The 17,067-nt window shown below is 65.5% G+C and carries 23 protein-coding genes and 1 tRNA gene; 7 read left to right on the top strand and 17 right to left on the bottom strand.

The annotated features are described in order from the left end of the window. Nucleotides 1-54: 54 nt before the first annotated feature. Nucleotides 55-372 (bottom strand): helix-turn-helix transcriptional regulator, encoded by a 318-nt coding sequence (locus FHS47_RS17195; RefSeq protein WP_167031025.1) that lies wholly within the window; start codon nt 370-372, stop codon nt 55-57. 115 nt (nt 373-487) lie between these two features. Between FHS47_RS17195 and FHS47_RS17190 the strand changes: the two genes are divergently transcribed. Then, on the top strand, nt 488-898 hold the full coding sequence (locus tag FHS47_RS17190) for a hypothetical protein (RefSeq protein WP_167031021.1): 411 nt from the start codon (nt 488-490) through the stop codon (nt 896-898). Here the strand turns inward: FHS47_RS17190 and FHS47_RS17185 are convergent. The 3 genes from FHS47_RS17185 to rplM all read right to left on the bottom strand — a co-directional run bounded on the left by FHS47_RS17185 (nt 884) and on the right by rplM (nt 1,870). Then, nucleotides 884-957: transfer RNA gene (locus tag FHS47_RS17185), tRNA-Gln, on the bottom strand. The genes FHS47_RS17190 and FHS47_RS17185 overlap by 15 nt on opposite strands. Nucleotides 958-1,039: 82 nt before the next feature. Beyond that, entirely contained in the window at nt 1,040-1,432 is a 393-nt protein-coding gene (gene rpsI / locus FHS47_RS17180; RefSeq protein WP_167031018.1) for a 30S ribosomal protein S9, read from the bottom strand. 9 nt (nt 1,433-1,441) lie between these two features. Continuing rightward, nucleotides 1,442-1,870: a 50S ribosomal protein L13 gene (gene rplM, locus FHS47_RS17175; protein WP_166699779.1), complete on the bottom strand. Its 429-nt coding sequence runs from the start codon at nt 1,868-1,870 to the stop codon at nt 1,442-1,444. Between the two features lie 264 nt (nt 1,871-2,134). Between rplM and coq7 the strand changes: the two genes are divergently transcribed. Further along, nucleotides 2,135-2,776, top strand: a complete 642-nt coding sequence (gene coq7 / locus FHS47_RS17170) for a 2-polyprenyl-3-methyl-6-methoxy-1,4-benzoquinone monooxygenase (protein WP_167031015.1) — start codon at nt 2,135-2,137, stop codon at nt 2,774-2,776. Nucleotides 2,777-2,780: 4 nt separating this feature from the next. On the opposite strand, the gene FHS47_RS17165 is transcribed toward coq7, so the two are convergent. Together FHS47_RS17165 and speD are read right to left on the bottom strand one after the other, a co-directional pair. Continuing rightward, the gene (locus FHS47_RS17165) at nt 2,781-3,467 is read right to left on the bottom strand and encodes an extensin family protein (protein ID WP_167031012.1); all 687 of its coding nucleotides are present in this window, start codon (nt 3,465-3,467) and stop codon (nt 2,781-2,783) included. Nucleotides 3,468-3,605: 138 nt separating this feature from the next. Then, a complete protein-coding gene (speD, locus tag FHS47_RS17160; protein ID WP_089981013.1) occupies nt 3,606-4,391 on the bottom strand; it encodes an adenosylmethionine decarboxylase in 786 nt (261 codons plus the stop codon). A gap of 350 nt (nt 4,392-4,741) precedes the next feature. Between speD and crp the strand changes: the two genes are divergently transcribed. Then, nucleotides 4,742-5,419, top strand: coding sequence for a cAMP-activated global transcriptional regulator CRP (gene crp / locus FHS47_RS17155; RefSeq protein WP_193569815.1), 678 nt, complete (start codon nt 4,742-4,744; stop codon nt 5,417-5,419). Nucleotides 5,420-5,434: 15 nt separating this feature from the next. On the opposite strand, the gene FHS47_RS17150 is transcribed toward crp, so the two are convergent. Continuing rightward, nucleotides 5,435-6,385: a helix-turn-helix domain-containing GNAT family N-acetyltransferase gene (locus FHS47_RS17150; protein ID WP_167031007.1), complete on the bottom strand. Its 951-nt coding sequence runs from the start codon at nt 6,383-6,385 to the stop codon at nt 5,435-5,437. A 133-nt stretch (nt 6,386-6,518) separates the two neighbouring features. Here FHS47_RS17150 and FHS47_RS17145 point away from each other — a divergent pair, with 133 nt between their 5' ends. Next, entirely contained in the window at nt 6,519-7,265 is a 747-nt protein-coding gene (locus FHS47_RS17145) for a sulfite exporter TauE/SafE family protein (RefSeq protein ID WP_167031004.1), read from the top strand. Nucleotides 7,266-7,288: 23 nt separating this feature from the next. Here FHS47_RS17145 and FHS47_RS17140 read toward each other — a convergent pair whose 3' ends face one another. Genes FHS47_RS17140 through FHS47_RS17125 form a run of 4 tightly spaced genes read right to left on the bottom strand, consistent with a single transcriptional unit; the run spans nt 7,289 to nt 10,545 of the window. Then, nucleotides 7,289-7,996 carry a haloacid dehalogenase-like hydrolase gene (locus tag FHS47_RS17140; protein WP_167031001.1) on the bottom strand — a complete coding sequence of 236 codons (708 nt, stop codon included), beginning with the start codon at nt 7,994-7,996 and terminating at the stop codon, nt 7,289-7,291. Between the two features lie 7 nt (nt 7,997-8,003). Then, nucleotides 8,004-8,855, bottom strand: a complete 852-nt coding sequence (trpC, locus tag FHS47_RS17135; protein WP_167030998.1) for an indole-3-glycerol phosphate synthase TrpC — start codon at nt 8,853-8,855, stop codon at nt 8,004-8,006. A 49-nt stretch (nt 8,856-8,904) separates the two neighbouring features. Continuing rightward, entirely contained in the window at nt 8,905-9,936 is a 1,032-nt protein-coding gene (gene trpD, locus FHS47_RS17130; protein WP_167030995.1) for an anthranilate phosphoribosyltransferase, read from the bottom strand. 12 nt (nt 9,937-9,948) lie between these two features. Next, nucleotides 9,949-10,545: an aminodeoxychorismate/anthranilate synthase component II gene (locus FHS47_RS17125; RefSeq protein WP_167030992.1), complete on the bottom strand. Its 597-nt coding sequence runs from the start codon at nt 10,543-10,545 to the stop codon at nt 9,949-9,951. A gap of 188 nt (nt 10,546-10,733) precedes the next feature. Here FHS47_RS17125 and FHS47_RS17120 point away from each other — a divergent pair, with 188 nt between their 5' ends. Beyond that, nucleotides 10,734-11,765, top strand: a complete 1,032-nt coding sequence (locus FHS47_RS17120; RefSeq protein WP_167030989.1) for an aldo/keto reductase — start codon at nt 10,734-10,736, stop codon at nt 11,763-11,765. Nucleotides 11,766-11,870: 105 nt separating this feature from the next. After that, nucleotides 11,871-12,257 (top strand): VOC family protein, encoded by a 387-nt coding sequence (locus tag FHS47_RS17115; RefSeq protein ID WP_167030986.1) that lies wholly within the window; start codon nt 11,871-11,873, stop codon nt 12,255-12,257. A 58-nt stretch (nt 12,258-12,315) separates the two neighbouring features. On the opposite strand, the gene FHS47_RS17110 is transcribed toward FHS47_RS17115, so the two are convergent. After that, nucleotides 12,316-13,149, bottom strand: a complete 834-nt coding sequence (locus FHS47_RS17110; RefSeq protein ID WP_167030983.1) for a DUF2884 family protein — start codon at nt 13,147-13,149, stop codon at nt 12,316-12,318. A gap of 112 nt (nt 13,150-13,261) precedes the next feature. Further along, nucleotides 13,262-13,900 carry a response regulator gene (locus FHS47_RS17105; protein WP_193569783.1) on the bottom strand — a complete coding sequence of 213 codons (639 nt, stop codon included), beginning with the start codon at nt 13,898-13,900 and terminating at the stop codon, nt 13,262-13,264. A 493-nt stretch (nt 13,901-14,393) separates the two neighbouring features. Here FHS47_RS17105 and FHS47_RS17100 point away from each other — a divergent pair, with 493 nt between their 5' ends. After that, complete coding sequence (locus FHS47_RS17100) at nt 14,394-14,615, top strand: hypothetical protein (RefSeq protein ID WP_167030980.1); 222 nt, start codon at nt 14,394-14,396, stop codon at nt 14,613-14,615. Nucleotides 14,616-14,639: 24 nt separating this feature from the next. Here the strand turns inward: FHS47_RS17100 and FHS47_RS17095 are convergent, their stop codons facing one another. From FHS47_RS17095 to FHS47_RS17080, 4 genes are all read right to left on the bottom strand, one after another. After that, entirely contained in the window at nt 14,640-15,074 is a 435-nt protein-coding gene (locus FHS47_RS17095) for a PA2169 family four-helix-bundle protein (RefSeq protein ID WP_167030977.1), read from the bottom strand. Nucleotides 15,075-15,140: 66 nt separating this feature from the next. Further along, the gene (locus FHS47_RS17090; RefSeq protein WP_167030974.1) at nt 15,141-15,893 is read right to left on the bottom strand and encodes a DUF2884 family protein; all 753 of its coding nucleotides are present in this window, start codon (nt 15,891-15,893) and stop codon (nt 15,141-15,143) included. 70 nt (nt 15,894-15,963) lie between these two features. Next, nucleotides 15,964-16,506, bottom strand: coding sequence for a hypothetical protein (locus FHS47_RS17085; protein ID WP_167030971.1), 543 nt, complete (start codon nt 16,504-16,506; stop codon nt 15,964-15,966). Between the two features lie 2 nt (nt 16,507-16,508). Next, nucleotides 16,509-17,036, bottom strand: a complete 528-nt coding sequence (locus FHS47_RS17080) for a peroxiredoxin (protein ID WP_167030968.1) — start codon at nt 17,034-17,036, stop codon at nt 16,509-16,511. Nucleotides 17,037-17,067 lie beyond the last annotated feature (31 nt).

The following is a 17,067-nucleotide window of genomic DNA, read 5'->3' as shown; positions in this document are numbered from 1 at the left end:
TAACAGCACCGGACTTGTCGAGCGCTACACAAGCCGCGGACAGGCTATGACTCCCTACTGCCCTGATTTATGTGGCACTCGTCGGATGAGCGTGGCCGCGGGTCGATGGCCCTTCTCTAGCCGCCGATCAAGTTCGGCAATGAACTGCGCCCAATCTCCGCCATAAGCGTGGACCAGATCACGCACGGTGAGCAGTTCCAATCCCCGGTCACCGGTCTCGAAATCGCTGATGCCCTTTTGGGTCAACCCGATCGCCAGCCCCGCTTGAGCCTGGGTCATCCCCGCCGCCAGGCGAAGTTCACGCAACAGCCCGGTCAACACCCCGTTTTCAGGGCGATGGGTGGAAGAGGTTTTATGTCGCGGCGGGGTCATCGGACGCCCAACCTATCCGCGTGATGCAGTTATCCCACTTTCACATATAAATCCCAAATAGGGACATTCTCGTGCTGCCGATGTGAAGGACCTCGGCGTCACCATCAGGGAATCCATGGATCCGAAGCCCGCGACCCACCCGCTCAGTCGCCTTGCCATGCTGCTTTTCGCCTTGGCCAAGGTCCCTCCCGCCTCTGCCGCCACCCGCTATCTAACCGTGATCAACGACGACGCGCGCACCGTCCAAATGGTCGAGGTGACTCCCGCAGGGTCTGGAGCCTTCGAGCCACTCGGCCTGCTTTCGCCCTTGATCGGTGGACGCGTGGGCCAGGGCACCGCTGAGGTGCCGCCGGGCCCCTGCGTTCGGGACCTCAAGGTGGTCTACCGGGACACCAGCGTGCTCACGGTCACGGCATGGAACACCTGCCGAAACGCCGTCCACCCATATGTCCAACCGCACGCGGGTCCAGAAAAGAAAAAAGCCCCGCTTTCGCGAGGCCTTTTGCTTGTTTGGCTGGGAGACTAGGATTCGAACCTAGATAAACGGAGTCAGAGTCCGTTGTCCTACCGTTAGACGATCTCCCAATAAACCGGGCTTTGGCGCGCTCTGACCGTGAAGCACCAAAGTTTGAAGCACTGCCCCCGAAGGGCCGCCCCACAAAGGGGTTTAGCGCTTCGAGAACTGCGTTGCGCGGCGGGCCTTGTGGAGACCGACCTTCTTACGCTCGACTTCGCGGGCGTCGCGGGTCATGAAACCGGCCTTGCGCAGCGGCGACTTCAGCGCTTCGTCGTATTCGACGAGGGCGCGGGCGATGCCGAGGCGGATGGCGCCGGCCTGGCCCGTGATGCCGCCACCGGCAACGGTGACCATGATGTCGAACTTCTCGCTGTTGTCGGTCAGCTCGAGCGGCTGGCGGACGATCATACGCGAGGTTTCACGACCGAAGAACTGGTCGAGCGGCTTGCCGTTGACCACGATGCCACCAGTGCCCTTGCGGAGGAACACGCGGGCGGCGGAGGTCTTGCGGCGGCCGGTACCGTAATTCTGCTGGATAGCCATGTCGATTCCTTAGATTTCCAGCGCCTGCGGCTGCTGTGCGGTATGCGGGTGCTCGGCGCCGCCGTACACCTTGAGCTTGCGGTACATGGCGCGACCCAGCGGGTTCTTCGGCAGCATGCCCTTCACGGCGATCTCGATCACGCGCTCCGGGTGCGTGGCGAGGAGGTCCTTCAGACTGGTGGTCTTCAGGTTGCCGACGTAGCCGGTGAAGCGGTGGTACATCTTGTCGTCCAGCTTCGCACCGGTGACCGCCACCTTGCCGGCGTTGATCACGACGATGTAATCGCCGGTATCGACGTGCGGGGTGAACTCGGGCTTGTGCTTACCGCGGAGACGGCGCGCGACCTCGGTCGACAGACGACCCAGGGTCTTGTTCGTGGCGTCGATCACGAACCAATCGCGCTTGACGCTCTCCGGCTTGGCGCTGAACGTTTTCATTTCGAAAATACCTGGTTTGCCGCCGTGGACGGCGGAACACGGAATCGGTGAAAGCAAAGGCGCGAGAGAATAGCGAACTTTTCCCTCATCGCGCAAGCCCACGGTGGTGGCGAGCTTCGGGCCGACAATCATAGCATGACGACCGGGAATCTTCACAAGCCCGTCGCATTCGGGGCGGGGCGCGGCAACGAGCCGCAGCGCCTTCACCCGGCGGGCGACGCGGCGCATTGTAACGTGTGTCGTCCCCCAACGCAGGAGTCCACGATGTCCGTTCGCACCCTGAGCCCCCTGGATCGCCTGCTCGAAGGCCTGGAACGGGCCATGGAAGCGGTCGCAGGCTCGCCGGAAGCCCACCGCCGCTCGCCCGGCGATGCCCTCCCCGATGCCGACCTGACCGAGGCGGAACGGCGGCACGCGGCAGGACTGATGCGGATCAACCACGTGGGCGAAGTCTGCGCCCAGGCCCTCTACGTGGGTCAGGCGGCGCTGGCCCGCAATGAAGAAACGCGCCAGCACCTGATGCACGCTGCGCAGGAGGAAACCGACCACCTGGCCTGGTGCGCGGAACGCCTTAAACAACTGGACAGCCGCCCGAGCCTGCTGAATCCCTTGTGGTACGCGGGCAGCTACGCCATCGGCGTGGCCGCGGCCGCCGTCGGCGACCCGGTGAGCCTGGGTTTCGTGGTGGAAACCGAGCGTCAGGTGGAAGCGCACCTGGCCGACCACCTTGAGCGGCTGCCGGCACAGGACGCGCGCTCTCGCGCCATCCTCACCCAGATGCAGACCGATGAGATCCGGCATGCCGAAGCAGCCCAGGCACGCGGCGGCATCGACCTTCCCTGGCCCATCCCACGCCTCATGCATGCCGCTTCGGCGGTGATGAAGGCCGTGGCTTACCGGTTCTAGGGAGCTAGCGGCAGAAGCCGAAGCCGCGCCCCTGCAAGTGGAAGTGGGTGCGGTGGGCGGCGTTGTAATCGGGGCCCAGGATGGCGCCGAAGTAGCGGCATCCGTCCGCTTCCAGACCATGGAGGAAATCCGCCTCGGTCTTGGCATCCCACCCTTTCTCCACGGTGATGCGCCGCCCATCGGCGAGCCGCCACCCGGTGATGTCGATGGCGTCGGCCAGGGCATGCCGGCTGAGCGGCGCCTGGTCCCGGTGGTAGACGTTCCGGCAGGTGTAGCTTCCCACATGGTCCACGATGCTGACCGGTGCCCCAAATGCCGCCTCGGCGCGGGGCTGGAGCACATGGCGGTGGAAGAGAACCATCGACGCCGCGAGCGGACAGGTAAGCGTGGCGGGAGAAGCGAGCCGCGCGGGGCCGATGGCCGACAGTCGCACGGCGTCGGTCCAGCCGCAGCCGTTCGGCTCCTTCCGGTCCGCCACGGGCGTGAAGACGGCTCCGGCGTCCCCGATCGCGGCCCTGCACATGGCCGGGTCGTCGCCCAGCCTGCCGAGCTTGAAGCGCAGGAACATGTCCGGTTCGGCCGCGAGGTCCAGGGGCGCCCACGGGTTGTAGCGGTCGGGCGGGCGCCAGCCCCGCGACCAGACGAGCGCGGCCAGGGCCAGCAGGAGAATGAACAGCAGCACAGCACGCATGAAGCCACGCTAGCGAACCGCTCGTGAAGCCCTCTTGTGGGAGCCGCTATAGCGGCGAGAAGCCAACGAAGCGGTGTAGCCGTGCGCCGGGCCCCTCGCGCCCGCAAGAAGGAAGCCCCGCTTTCGCGGGGCTCTTCGTCACATCAGGTTGCGGCCGTGGAAGAGTTCCTCGATCTCGCGCCGGAGCAGCGACTCGATGCGCTGGCGCTCCTTGAACGAGAGGTCGTCGGCCTGGGCCTCGAACAGGTAGGTGTCGAGGTCGAAATCCTTGATGTGCATCTTCGTGTGGAAGATGTTTTCCTGGTACACGTTCACGTCGAACATTTCGTACTTCTGGCGAATGTGCTTGGCCAGGTAGTCCTGCACGGAATTGATCTTGTGGTCCATGAAGTGCTTCTTGCCCTTCACGTCGCGGGTGAAACCGCGCACGCGGTAGTCGGCGATGACGATGTCGGACTCGAAGCTGTCGATGAGGTAGTTCAGGGCCTTCAGCGGCGAGATGACGCCGCAGGTGGCCACATCGATGTCGGCGCGGAACGTGGCGATGCCGTTATGCGGGTGCGTTTCCGGATAGGTATGGACGGTGATGTGGCTCTTGTCCATGTGTGCTACGACGGCGCCCGAGATGGTATCGCGGCCGAGCTTCTCCACCACCGGCTCCTCGGAAATGAGGATGGTGACGGACGCGCCCTGCGGATCGTAGTCCTGGCGCGCGATGTTCAGGATGTTCGCACCGATGATCTCCGCCACGTCCGTGAGGATCTGGGTGAGGCGGTCGGCATCGTACTGTTCGTCGATGTACTCGATGTAGTTCTGCCGCTGCTGTTCGGAAACGGCATAGCAGATATCGTAGATGTTGAAGCTCAGCGCCTTGGTGAGGTTGTTGAAACCCTGCAGGCGAAGGCGGGGAAGCGGTTTGACCACAGCGACTCTCCGAGGCCGGGGGAGGCGGCCAGCAGCAGAAACGGGTTAGCAGCAAGGGTCCCCGCAAGATGAAAGCACCGAACGCGGCATAGCCTGCCCGGTGCTTATGTACGGCGTGAGACACGGGTCTGGGCGCCGAGGGGGTGAAATTATGGGGCAAGATGGCGAGGATTTGAACAAGTCGGCACCCCATCCCCCGAAGTGGTGGATTTTGCCGGCCGGATGTCTGCAATAATCGGGAAGGGACATGGCGAGTCGGCGACGCATGACGGAAATCCGTCAGCAGACCGCCGAAGGGGACGCCATGCCATTGAGGCTCAACGGAATCTGCTGTGGCTCAACTCAAATACATGTTGCAACAGGCGTTCGAACGGTCGCAGGCTCCCTCGAGCTTCGCACCCGACCCGGCTTCGATGGGTCGCTTCCTGGACGCCTGTCACCGCCGCCGTTATCCGGGGAAAACGGCGATCATCCGGCCGGGGGATCCGGCCAACACGCTCTATTACGTGGTGGACGGGTCGCTTGCCGTCTGCACGGAGGATGAGGAAGGACGCGAACTGATCCTGGCCTACATCAATCGGGGCCAGTTCATCGGCGAAATGGGCCTGTTCGTGGAGCAGGCGCAGCGCGAGTCGCTGGTGCGTACCCGCACGGCCGTGGAAATGGCCGAAATCAGCTACGAGCGGCTTTTCCAGCTGCTCGAAGGGCCGCTGGCCGCGGAATGCCCCAAGCTGCTCTTCGCGATCGGCTCGCAGCTGACCCAGCGTCTTCTGCGCACCTCCCGGCAGGTCAGCCGCATGGCGTTCATGGATGTGACGAACCGGGTGTCGCGCACCCTGCTCGACCTCTGCCAGGAACCGGATGCCATGACCCACCCGGACGGCACGCAGATCCGTATCTCGCGCCAGGAAGTCAGCCGCATCGTGGGCTGCTCCCGCGAAATGGTGGGCCGCGTGCTCAAGCAGCTCGAGGAAGAGCGGATGATCGACGTCTCGGGCAAGACCATCGTGGTGCGCGGCACCCGCTGAGGGCCGCGCTCCGGATCAGCCGCCCCCGTAAACCATGTAGACGTCGGCCCGGTCGTAATGGGAGCCGGGGCGGATGGCGGCTTGCCGGACGAACCCCGCCCGCTCGTACATGGCCAGGGCGCGGTCCAGCCGGCTGTTGGACTCCAGGAAAAGCTCCCGGCCACCGCGCCGGCGGTATTCGGCGATCGCCGCGTCGAGCAGCGCCCGGCCGGCGCCCAACCCGCGGAAGTTCTCATCCACGCCCATCTTGGACAATTCGTAGACGCCCTCCCCCTCGTGGATGAGCGCGCAGGTGCCCACCACCTCGCCCGCATAAAGGGCGAAGAGGATGGCGCCACCGGGGGCGATGATCAGGCCTTCGGGGTCGTCGAACAGTTTCCTGTCCACCGCCTCGACACGGAAATGACGCTCGAGCCACTGCTGGTTCAAGCGGCGGAAGTGATCGCGCAGCCCCGGCTCGAACGGAACCACCTGCAAGGTCGCGCGGCTCAACGCTTCCCGCTGCTGCAGGATGGTTTGCACCAGCGGGCGTTCGCGCAGCGCCTGCTCGCAGTTTTCGATGGCTTCCAGCATGGCCATGCCACTGGGCCCCAGCGTTTCGTTCATGCCGCGCCGAATGGCGAGCCATACCGGACCGAGGTCGCCAAGGGCGCGATCGCCGGCCTCGGTGAGGGCAAGCACGCTGCGCCGCCCGTCGTGCGGGTCGCGCCGCCGCTCGACCATGCCGGCGTCCACGAGACGGTCGGCGAGCTGGCTGACGGCAGAGTGGGTCTGGCCGATGGCCAGGGCCATGTCGGTCACCGTGGTCGGCCCGACGTCGCGGAGGTAACGCAGCACCGGGAACCATCGCGATTCGATGGCCGCGCCGCATGCGCGATAGACCTCGTCGATAGCCGTGTAGAACTGGTCGCTCAAGGCCTTGAGCCGGCTCCCGAGGGCCAACTCGCGCAAGGAAGAGAGATACATCTGTGGTCTCGCAGGACGTGAAGGGTCAGGCTAGCTGCGGCAAGACGACGCGTGCAAGCGCCAGAAGTTGGTCTTCATGCCCTCGTCTCGCCGACCTCGTATATGGTGGTTACATGATCCACCGGACAAAACCATGGACTGGAATCAATTCCTGATCTTCGTCGGCGTGGGTTTGCTGGCCCAGCTCGTCGACGGCGCGCTGGGCATGGCCTATGGCATTGTCTCGAATGCCGTATTGCTGGCGCTCGGCTTGCCGCCGGCGGTCGCCAGCGCCACCGTGCATACCGCCGAAGTGTTCACCACGGGCGTGTCCGGCGGTGCGCACGCGCTGTTCGGGAACGTGGACTGGCGCGCGTTCCGCCGCCTGGCCATCCCCGGCGTGATCGGCGGGATCATCGGCGCGTGGTTCCTTGCCAGCGTGCCGGGCGACGCGCTGAAGCCCTTTGTCTATGTCTACCTGCTGATCCTCGGCGTGGTGGTGCTCGTGCGCGCCGCGGGGCGCGTGGTGTCCCACCATCGCGTGCGGCACAAGGGCATCCTCGGTTTCTTCGCCGGCCTGCTCGATGCGATCGGCGGCGGCGGCTGGGGGCCCATTGCCACCTCCACGCTGCTCGCGCGCGGCGGCCCCGTGCGGCAGACGATCGGCACAGTGAACGCGGCCGAGTTCGTCGTGACCATCGCCATTTCGTCGACCCTGGTCGCGCACATGGGTATCCAGCATTGGCCGATCGTGCTGGGCCTGCTCGCCGGAGGCGTGCTTGCCGCGCCGGTGGCCGCCTGGCTGGTGCGGCACCTGCCTCCGCGCTACGTGATGACCGCGGTGGGCTGCCTCATCGTCGGCATCAGCCTCTACCAGCTCGGCAGGTATCTCCTGGGGTAGCCGACGCTCCCCCCCGGCACGCTCTAGTACCAGTGCACTATTTCCAGCTTGTCGCCCAGCAGGCGTCCCGCCTTCTTCGCCGTCTTCGGCACAGGGTTGACCAGGCGCGCCGCGTCGGCGGCCTTCAGCATCGGCATGTCCGACAGGGAGTCGCCGTAGGCCACGGCCCAGGGCCGCGCGATACCCGCGCGATCGAGTGTGCGCACCTTGGCGTGGTGCACGTTGTGGCTGACGAAACGCATGCCGATGAGACCCATGCGAGCCTGCGAGGCCACGAGTTCGTAGCCTCCGAGATTCACCTCGTCGAGCATGGCCTCCACCATCTTCTGCTCGTTGCCCGTCACGATCACCACGCGGTCGCCGGCAGCGATGTGCCGGCGCAGTGCCGCCACCGCGTCCCGGCAAAAAACGCCCGGGCGTCGTGCGTATGCGCGCCCGAATGCGGCCATCGAGCGCCTGCATGCGGCCTCGCTGCGGCCGAAGGTGACGACGCGCAGGAAGACACGACCCAGGAAACGGTTGCCCGCGACGCTGCCGATGAGGAACGGCACGAGCGGCAACAAGGGCAGCGCCAGCAGGAGGCGCCAGCGGCCCATGCCGGAAAGGCGATGGCGATAGAACAATTCCAACGTCTGGTGGCGAACGATCACGCCATCGAAATCGAACAACACCACGCGTCCTGCCTCGGCGGCGGGCTCGTCGAACACCGCCGTTTCCATCGCCTGTTCCATGCGCTCGTTACTGCTTGTGGGTCGCTGGGTGGGGATGCGTGCCGAACAGCTTGTGCAACTCGGCACCCGGATCTGCTGCACGCATGAACGCCTCTCCCACCAGGAAGGTGTGGATACCCGCTTCGCGCAGCTTGCGCACGTCTTCCGCCGTGTGGATGCCCGACTCGGCCACGATGGCCGTTTCCGAGCCCACACGGTCCTTCAGGCGCAGCGAGGTGCCCAGGGATGTCTCGAAGGTGCGCAGGTTGCGGTTGTTCACGCCGATCAGTGGCGCAGGCGTGCCGAGGGCAATTTCCAGTTCTTCTTCGTTGTGCACTTCCATCAACACGTCGAGATCGAGCTCCGCGGCAAGCAGCGACAGCTCGGTGAGGCGCTCCTCGTCGTAGATACGGTCGCCGTCGGGCTCCTTCTGGGCGAACGCGGAGACGATCAGCAGGATGCAGTCGGCGCCAATCGTGCGGGCCTCATACACCTGGTATTCGTCGATGATGAAATCCTTGCGCAGGATCGGCAGGCTGCACGCCGCGCGTGCCTGGCCCACGAAATCCTCGTGGCCCTGGAAAAAGTCGGCATCGGTAAGCACGGAAAGACAGGTGGCCCCGCCCCGTTCGTAACTGCGCGCGATGGCGGCCGGATCGAAGTCCTCGCGGATGAGGCCCTTGCTCGGGCTGGCCTTCTTGATCTCCGCGATGACGGCCGGCTCGCCGTCGTGCAGGCGCTTGTCGATCTCGGCGACGAAGCCCCGCGTCGGCTCGAGGTCGGCGATGCGTGCCGCCAGGTCGTCAAGGCTGCGCTTGCGGCTGCGCTCGGCGATCTCTTCGAGCTTCCGGTCGAGGATGCGATGGAGGATGTCGGGCATCGGAGGGAGTTCCTTGGGTAGAGCCGGGGACTGGGGAGCCCCGACCATATCAGGCACCGAGCCGCTGCGTCTCGGCCACGAACGCGTCCATTTTTGCACGGGCCGCGCCACTTGCAATGGTGGCCCGTGCAAGGTCGATGCCCGCCTGTATCGAGGGTGTCACATCGGCCGTATAGAGCGCCGCGCCTGCGTTCAGGCAAACGATGTCCTGCGGCACGCCAGGCACGCCGCCGATGGCGTCCAGCAGCATGGCCTTCGAACCTTCGGCGTCGTCGACGCGGAGGTTCCGGCCGGAGGCCATGGAAAGGCCGAAATCCTCCGGCTCGATCTCGTATTCGCGCACGACGCCGTCGCGGAGTTCGCCCACCATGGTGGCCGCCCCCAGGGATATCTCATCCATGCCGTCCCGGCCCCAAACGACCATGGCGTGCCGCGCGCCCAGGGCCTGCAACGCACGGATCTGGATGCCGACGAGGTCGGGATGGAACACGCCCATGAGGATGTTGGGAGCGCCCGCGGGATTGGTCAGCGGCCCGAGGATGTTGAAGATGGTGCGGACGCCCATCTCCTTGCGCACGGGCGAAACCATCTTCATGGCGGGATGATGGTTGGGCGAGAACATGAAGCCGATATCCACGTTCGCCATGCACACGGCCACCTGGGCCGGAAGGAGATCGATGCGTGCGCCGAGCGCCTCCAGCACGTCGGCGCTGCCGGATTTCGACGATACGCTGCGCCCGCCGTGCTTCGCCACGCGCGCACCCGCGGCCGCGGCGACGAACATCGACGCCGTGGAGATATTGAACGTGGAAGCCCCGTCGCCGCCCGTGCCCACGATGTCCACGAAGTGCGGGTGCGGGCCGGCGTCCACCTTCGACGAGAGATCGCGCATCACGCGCGCGGCACCGGTAATCTCGCCGACCGTTTCCTTCTTCACGCGCAGGCCGGTGAGGATCGCCGCGGTCATCAGCGGGCTGACGTCGCCGCGCATGATCTGGTGCATCAGCTCGATCATCTCGTCATGGAAGATCTCGCGGTGTTCGATCGTGCGCTGCAGCGCCTCGGACGGAGTGATGGGCATCAAGCGCGCTCCTTAGGCGGCGAGCGGCAACGGCATGCCGAGGAAATTGCGCAGCAGGTCGTGGCCATGCTGGGTGAGGATGGACTCGGGATGGAACTGCACACCTTCGATGTCCAGCGTGCGGTGGCGCAAGCCCATGATCTCGTCGATGGAGCCGTCGTCGCGCTCCGTCCAGGCCGTGATCTCGAGGCAGTCCGGCACAGAGTCCTTCTCGACCACCAGCGAGTGGTAGCGCGTGGCCTCGAACGGATTCGGCAGACCGGCGAACACGCCCCGCCCAAGATGCCGCACCGGCGATGTCTTGCCGTGCATGATTTCGCGCGCCCGCACCACCTTGCCGCCGAACACCTGGCCGATGGCCTGGTGCCCGAGGCAGACCCCGAAAATGGGCAGTTCGCCCGCCATCTCGCGAAGGATGTCCATGGACACGCCCGAATCGTCCGGCGTACCCGGCCCCGGCGAGATCATGATCCGCGACGGCGCCAGCGCGCGGATGTCCGCGACGGTGAGGGCGTCGTTGCGTACGACCTTGACCTCCTGACCCAGCTCGCCCAGGTACTGCACGAGGTTGAAGGTAAAGCTGTCGTAGTTGTCGATCATGAGGAGCATGGCATCACCAAGCCGTTGTTTTGCAACGAATGACGGAACACGGATCGCGGCCCGGCGATGAGTGGCGTCATCCGGCGTGCCGTAGGGGAGTCGGCATTATCCATTGAAAGCCCTCCCGCATCGACACGCTTGAGCGAAAGCACGCGACGCTCCATGCTGGTGGGTGCCCTCCTCCTCAAGGACTCCCCATGGAACATCGTCAACTCGGCCGCTCCGGCCTCAAAGTCCCCGTCCTCAGTCTCGGTACCGGCACCTTCGGCGGCTCGGGCGAATTCTTCGAGCGCTGGGGCTCCACCCAGGTGGCAGAGGCCCGGCGCATCGTGGACCTGTGCCTGGATCATGGCCTCAACATGTTCGACACCGCGGACATCTATTCGCGCGGCATGGCGGAAGAGGTACTCGGCGAAGCCCTCAAGGGGCGCCGCGACAAGGCACTGATCGCCACCAAGGCCACGTTCTCGATGGGCGACGGCCCCAACGACAAGGGCTCGTCGCGATACCACATCGTGCGGTCCTGCGAAGCCAGCCTGCGCCGGCTCCAGACCGACCATATCGACCTGTATTTCATGCACGGCTTCGACGCGCTCACGCCAGTGGAAGAAACCCTGCGCGCGCTCGACGACCTGATTTCCAGCGGCAAGATCGGTTACATCGGCGCCTCCAATTTCTCCGGCTGGCACCTCATGAAATCGCTGGCGGTTTCCGAGAAGTATGGCCTTGGCCGATACGTGGCCTACCAGGGCTTCTATTCACTGGTCGGCCGCGACTACGAGTGGGAACTGATGCCGCTGGCGCTCGACCAGGGCGTGGGCACGATGGTGTGGAGCGCGCTGGGCTGGGGCCGCCTTACCGGCAAGATCCGTCGCGGCAAGCCCGCGGACGCCGGTCGCATCGCCTCCGGCGGCGCGGTCGGCGGGCCGCCCGTCGACGAAGAGAAGCTCTACGACATCGTCGACGTGCTGGATGCGATCGCCAACGAGCGCGGCAAGTCGATCACCCAGGTGGCCCTCAACTGGGTGCTCAGCCGTCCTTCCGTGTCCAACATCGTGATAGGGGCCCGTGACGAAACCCAGCTGACGCAGAACCTGGGCGCGGTGGGCTGGACGCTCACGCCGGAAGAAGTCGCCCGCCTGGATGCGGTGAGCCAGGCCACGCCGCCCTACCCCTACTGGCACCAGAAGGGTTTCGACGAGCGCAACCCGAAGCCGACGACCTGGTGATGCCGTAGCGCGGGGCGGCGGGGCATCGCGCGAGTCGCGACCTCAGGCTTGCCTGAGGTCGCGACCGCGAGGATGCTACGGACCCGCCTCCATTGGACCCATCGCATGCCTTCTCTCGGTGCCGTCACTTTTCTCGTCCGCGAATACGACGAAGCGATTCGCTTCTTCGTCGATGCGCTCGGCTTTGAACTGGTGGAGGACACGCCAATGGGCGAAGCCAAGCGTTGGGTGACGGTCGCGCCGCGCGGCTCGCACGGCACCCGGCTGCTGTTGGCGCGGGCGGCAAGCGACGAGCAGAGCGCGCACATCGGACGGCAGGGCGGCGGCAGGGTTTTCCTGTTCCTTGAAACCGATGATTTCGCGGGCGACGCGGCGCGCATGCGCGCGCATGGCGTGCGCTTTCGCGAAGAACCCCGCCACGAGCCTTACGGCACGGTCGCCGTCTTCGAAGACCTCTACGGCAATGCCTGGGACCTGATCCAGCCGGCTTGAGGTGAGCGCCGCGCCATGAACGGGCGCGCACCGGGCGTGCCCGCTCCCCCCCGCACGTTCAGGACGACGCTACCTTCTTGTGTGCGCCCTCGTCGTCACCCTTGTTTTCCTTCGGTTTGATCGTCAGCAGCTCCAGCGGCTTGCCGTCGCCGAGGCGAATGCCCCAGCCGCGCTGGACCGCGGCGAGTTCGTCGATCTGCGGGCAGATCTTCTGGGTTTTCGCTTCCAGCGCATGCGAGCGCTTGTCCATCTCCCGGTCCAGCGTCTTGTCGAGGGCTTCGGCCCGCGCCTGCAAGGCAGCCACCTTGCTCGAATCGCCGGAGAGCGCCGCCGTCACCGCGCTGGAGGTGACCGAACCGACCAGTTCGCCCACCGAGTCACTGATCGAACCCGCCAATGTCTCGGTCATCCGATCCGACGACCAATGCCCGGCGCCGACGCCTTCGTCGATCTCCCGCAGTGCCTGGGCCTGCTTGCGCTTGAGCTTCTCCAGCATGCCCGCACGCTGGTCGCCATCGGCGAAGGTGAGGGTCACGGTCGTCATGGCCGAGAAGCCCAGCTGGGTCGCCTCCCTCGCGATCTCGGCAACTTGCGGCATCAGCCGGCGAACACCGTCTTCATAACGGCGCAGGGCATCGGCGTCCGCGCGCGACACGGCGATGTCCTTGCCGTCGACGCGCAGGGCGCCGTCGTGCAGGAAGACCTTTGCAGGCGTGCCGCTTGCACGATGGAACGACAGGCCGGAAGCCGTGACGTCCACGTCGTAAGGCGTGGAGTATTCGTACTTGCACGGGTCCGAGCTGAAATTGAAGCCATGCGTTTCCGCCGGCACGGTCGAGGCCGCCAGCGAGAGCGCGAGCGCCGCTGTTCCAAGAATCAATGGATGTCGCATGGTCCTTCTCCCCAGGGTTGGCGCGGGTAGGATGCGCCCTGTCGACCCAAGGTTTAAAAGGAACAGCCTGGCGGCGCATGGATGTTTGGTCACCCCGTGACTTCCGGCACAGTCAGGAGCTGAGGCCGCGTTCCCTGGCGTATTCGGACAGCCGGCTGTCATGGTCGATGCCGAGCTTGCGCATGGCGTCGCGCTTCTGCCGGCTGACGGTCTTCACGCTGCGGCTGAGGCGCTCGGCGATCTGGCCGATCGACATGCCGCTGACATACAGGCGCACCACCTCGATCTCGCGGGCCGACAGGCGCACCGCGTCGGCACGGCACAGGACCCCTGCTTCGTCGAACTGCCGGCGAATGGTCTCGCTGAGATAGGCATGGCCCGCAGCGGCCTGCCGCACAGCTACGGCCACCTCGGTAAGCGGCGCGCGCTTGTCGCACAGCCCCAGCGCCCCGCGCGTGCGCATGGTCTGCAGCACGGCCGCGTTATTGACCATCGTGAGCACCACCACGGGAAGGCGCGGGTAACGGCGGCGAATGAGATCGATGAGGGAAAGGCCGTCACCGTGACGGCCACCGGGCATGGAGAAATCGGTTACGACGACATCGCACGGACGCGACGCAAGCAGTTCGACAAGCTGGTCACCGTTGGAGGCCTCGCCGACCACGTCGATATCGCCTGCTGCTTCGAGTGCCGCGCGCGTGCCCATCAGCACCACGGGATGATCGTCGGCAATGATCGTGCGCAGAATCATGTCTTTCCTCGCCGGCGGCAAGGTGCAGCCGCCATCCGTGAGATGTGTTACTCGTCGTACGGCGCGGAGATTACAGTAAACGTTCGCACGTGTTCGAAGGAACGCCATGACCTTATTGAGATTATTGGTCATTCCTTCGCTCCCGTTTCGCACAGGCGATGTCGTGCGCCGAAAGGGATTTCCTAGGTGCGTGTTTGCGCCGCTCTGGCCTGGCAGGCCACGCGACCACGATCGGAGCAGCATGTCGTCGCGATATCGCGAGCGTTAGCCGACGAAGACGTATTCATGACGCGCACGGAGCGCATGCGCCGACTGCTGCCTACCGCTAGGCGCTGTCCCTACACGACGTTGCGGGCACCGACGAGTCGAGCCACCTCAGGAACATCTCAAGAAAACAAGTCGTATTTTTCAGACTTGTCTTATTCTCTCGGTACCCATGCGCGGTCCATCCTGTGTGCAACGCGCTGTGTACGGCGCTCTTGGGGCATCCGTCATGCTGCCGCACACCATCGAATATCACATCGCAGACGTAGGCGACGCCTGGGGCATCTTTCGTGAAGGCATGCAACTCGCTGTCCGGAAAGACCCGGCCGACGCCATCGCGTTCGCCAACTATTTCGCCGACCGCGAGACGCTCATGTCGCCCCACCCGGTGCACGTGATGGCCGACGTGCACCTGTATCGAACCCTGCAGGAAATTCGCAACGCGGCATGATGTCGGCGCGGCACCGACGCGGATTCAACGTCCGGCAGCGCTGCCGAGACTCGTCATGTCCAAGTGCAACAGGCGAAGACGGGCGATGTGTCGCCCCACCATGGCGCGATCGCCGGAAGTCGCTTCCAGACGCACGAAGGCATCCAGCAGGCGGCGTTCCATCTGTTCCAGCGTACGGATGTAGGTAACGTCAGGATCGCTGGACAGTTTCGCCGAGGCCTCGATCATCGTGCGCCGGACGCCACTCATCGCCCCCGCGGCGGTGGCGGGCCTGCCGCCCTTCGAGGAAACCTGTGCTTGCAGGTCCCGGGCAATGGCGGTGAGGGCATCGGCGGATTCTTCGAGGATCACCTTGAGGCCTGGCTCCCGCACGCCGCGCGCAGCCTGCTTGTACAGGTCGCGGTCCGCGATGACGCGCTTGATCAGGCCGTTGACGACGCGATTCGAAGTGCTTTCCATGGGCCGGACCATAGTCCTGCCCCACTTAGCCTGCCTTAAATGCGGCGGCCGGCGGTCAGCCGCGGGTCATCCTCCGCGCTCGACGAGGAGCAACGGCCTGCCTGCGGCGTCGCGGAGCCCCGACTGGAGCTCCACAAGCTGTCCGATGGAAGGACAAAGTGCCTGGATGCGCGGCTTGAGCGCCGCCTCCACCCGAGCTACCACGCGCGCCTGGCCGCCCGTGGTCACGTTCGCGACACGGTCGCGCAGCGCTGCCGCGCCCTGGAGATCGCCGTTCATGGCCAGCTCCATGGCCTGCCCTCCCACGTCCTGGGTGAGGATCGGCCCCACATCGGCCACGATTTCCTGGGCGTAGGCCCGCATGGCGTCTTCCTGCCAGTCGCGCGTGCTCTGACTGGCCGCGATGCGGCGTTTGATGTCGGCCACGCGGGCATTCAGCACCCGGTCGAGTTCGCCGTCCGACACGGCCGAGGGTGCCGCCGTCGCTGCCTCGTCGCGTACAGCTCGCGCCGCGAGGTCCACGCCGTCATTGGCGATGGCTTTCGCCTTGGGCACCAGGTTGCGTACCTGGCGCTCGAAAAGCGCCACGCGGTCCTGCTCGTCCGGCCGCAGGGACACCTGCCTGCCATCGGTGTCCAGCGCGCCATCGTGCATGCGAACGGTTCGCGGCGCGACGTCCGCGCGTTCGAAAACCAGTGCGTCCGGCCGTACGGTAAGGTCGTAGGTGCTGGCGACCTGACAGGTGGTCGCGAGGTCTTGCGCGCCGGCACCGCCGGCAACGCAGAGAAGGACGACGAAAGCGGGGAAACGTGCGCGCATGACAGGAGGCCGAAGGAAAGTCCCTTCGATACCCGCATGCGAACGAATGCCCGCTGAACCGCCGGGGCCTCTAAAGCGGAACATACCCGAACTGCTGTCGTACACGCACCGTGCCAAGTGCCCAGGAAAGCCAGCCGAGCACGGGAACCGAAACCGCCTTGAGGAGGAGCCCCACGAGAAGAATGGTTCGGTGCCTCTCGCCCGTGGCGAGCAGTTCGGCGGGAAGTCCCTGCTGGGTGAGCACCACGCCGAGTTGCCTCCACTGGTCGAACGCTCCCCAGGCCGTGTAGGCCGACCAGACAAGCAGGACGAGGGCGACGGCGCGCATGGCCCTCCTTCCCCACTCGCGCCAGCGCAGGGTGCCCAACGCGACGGCCACCACGACGAAGGCCGCCAGCGCGTATGCCAGCGACCACATCATGCCCACGCGCGGATCGCCGGCACCGGCGGCAATGGCTTCCGCGCTCACCGCGCCCACCGCCTTGGCAAGGATCACGGAGGCATAGGTGTTGATGACCAGGCCGACGGCAGCCAGCAGCATCACGAGCCACACCACGATGCGCCATGGCGCAAAAGGACGCGGGCGCTTCACGCCCCGGGCGGCACCGAACACGATCAGGCGCCCGCTTTCTTCAGCTCGGCGAGGTCCGCCAGCACCTGGCCCGAATTCTTCTCGGGGTCCACGTCCTTGTAGATCTTGACGATCTTCCCGGCCGGGTCGATGAGGAAGGTCTCGCGGCGGGCGTACTTCTGCCCCGTGGGCGTCGTGGTGAGCACGTCGTATTTCACGGCCACGGCACTGTCGGCGTCGGAAAGCAGCGGGAACGGCACGTGGTACTTCTCGGCGAATTCCTTGTGCGACTTGACGTCGTCAAGGCTCACGCCCAGGACGACCGCGCCGGCCTTGTGCAGCTTGGCGGTGTCGTCTCGGTAGGTGCACACCTCGGTGGTGCAGCCGGCCGTGAAGTCCTTGGGATAGAAATAAAGAACCAGCCACTTGCCCTTGTGGGTTTCCAGCGTGTGCCAATCGCCCTTCTGGTCCTGCAGGCGGAAATTGGGCGCCTTGTCGCCCACGACGGGCGCGGCGGCCCAGGCGGCGGCGGTGACGATGCACAACGCAAGGAAGGTGATGAGGCGGCGCATGGATGGAACCTCGGGATGGGGAATGGGATTC

This window comes from Luteibacter sp. SG786, assembly GCF_011759605.1.
In the GTDB taxonomy this organism is placed as follows: Bacteria; Pseudomonadota; Gammaproteobacteria; order Xanthomonadales; family Rhodanobacteraceae; genus Luteibacter.
The sequence above is the reverse complement of the archived record's forward strand: the minus strand, read 5'-3'. Positions and strand labels throughout refer to the sequence as shown.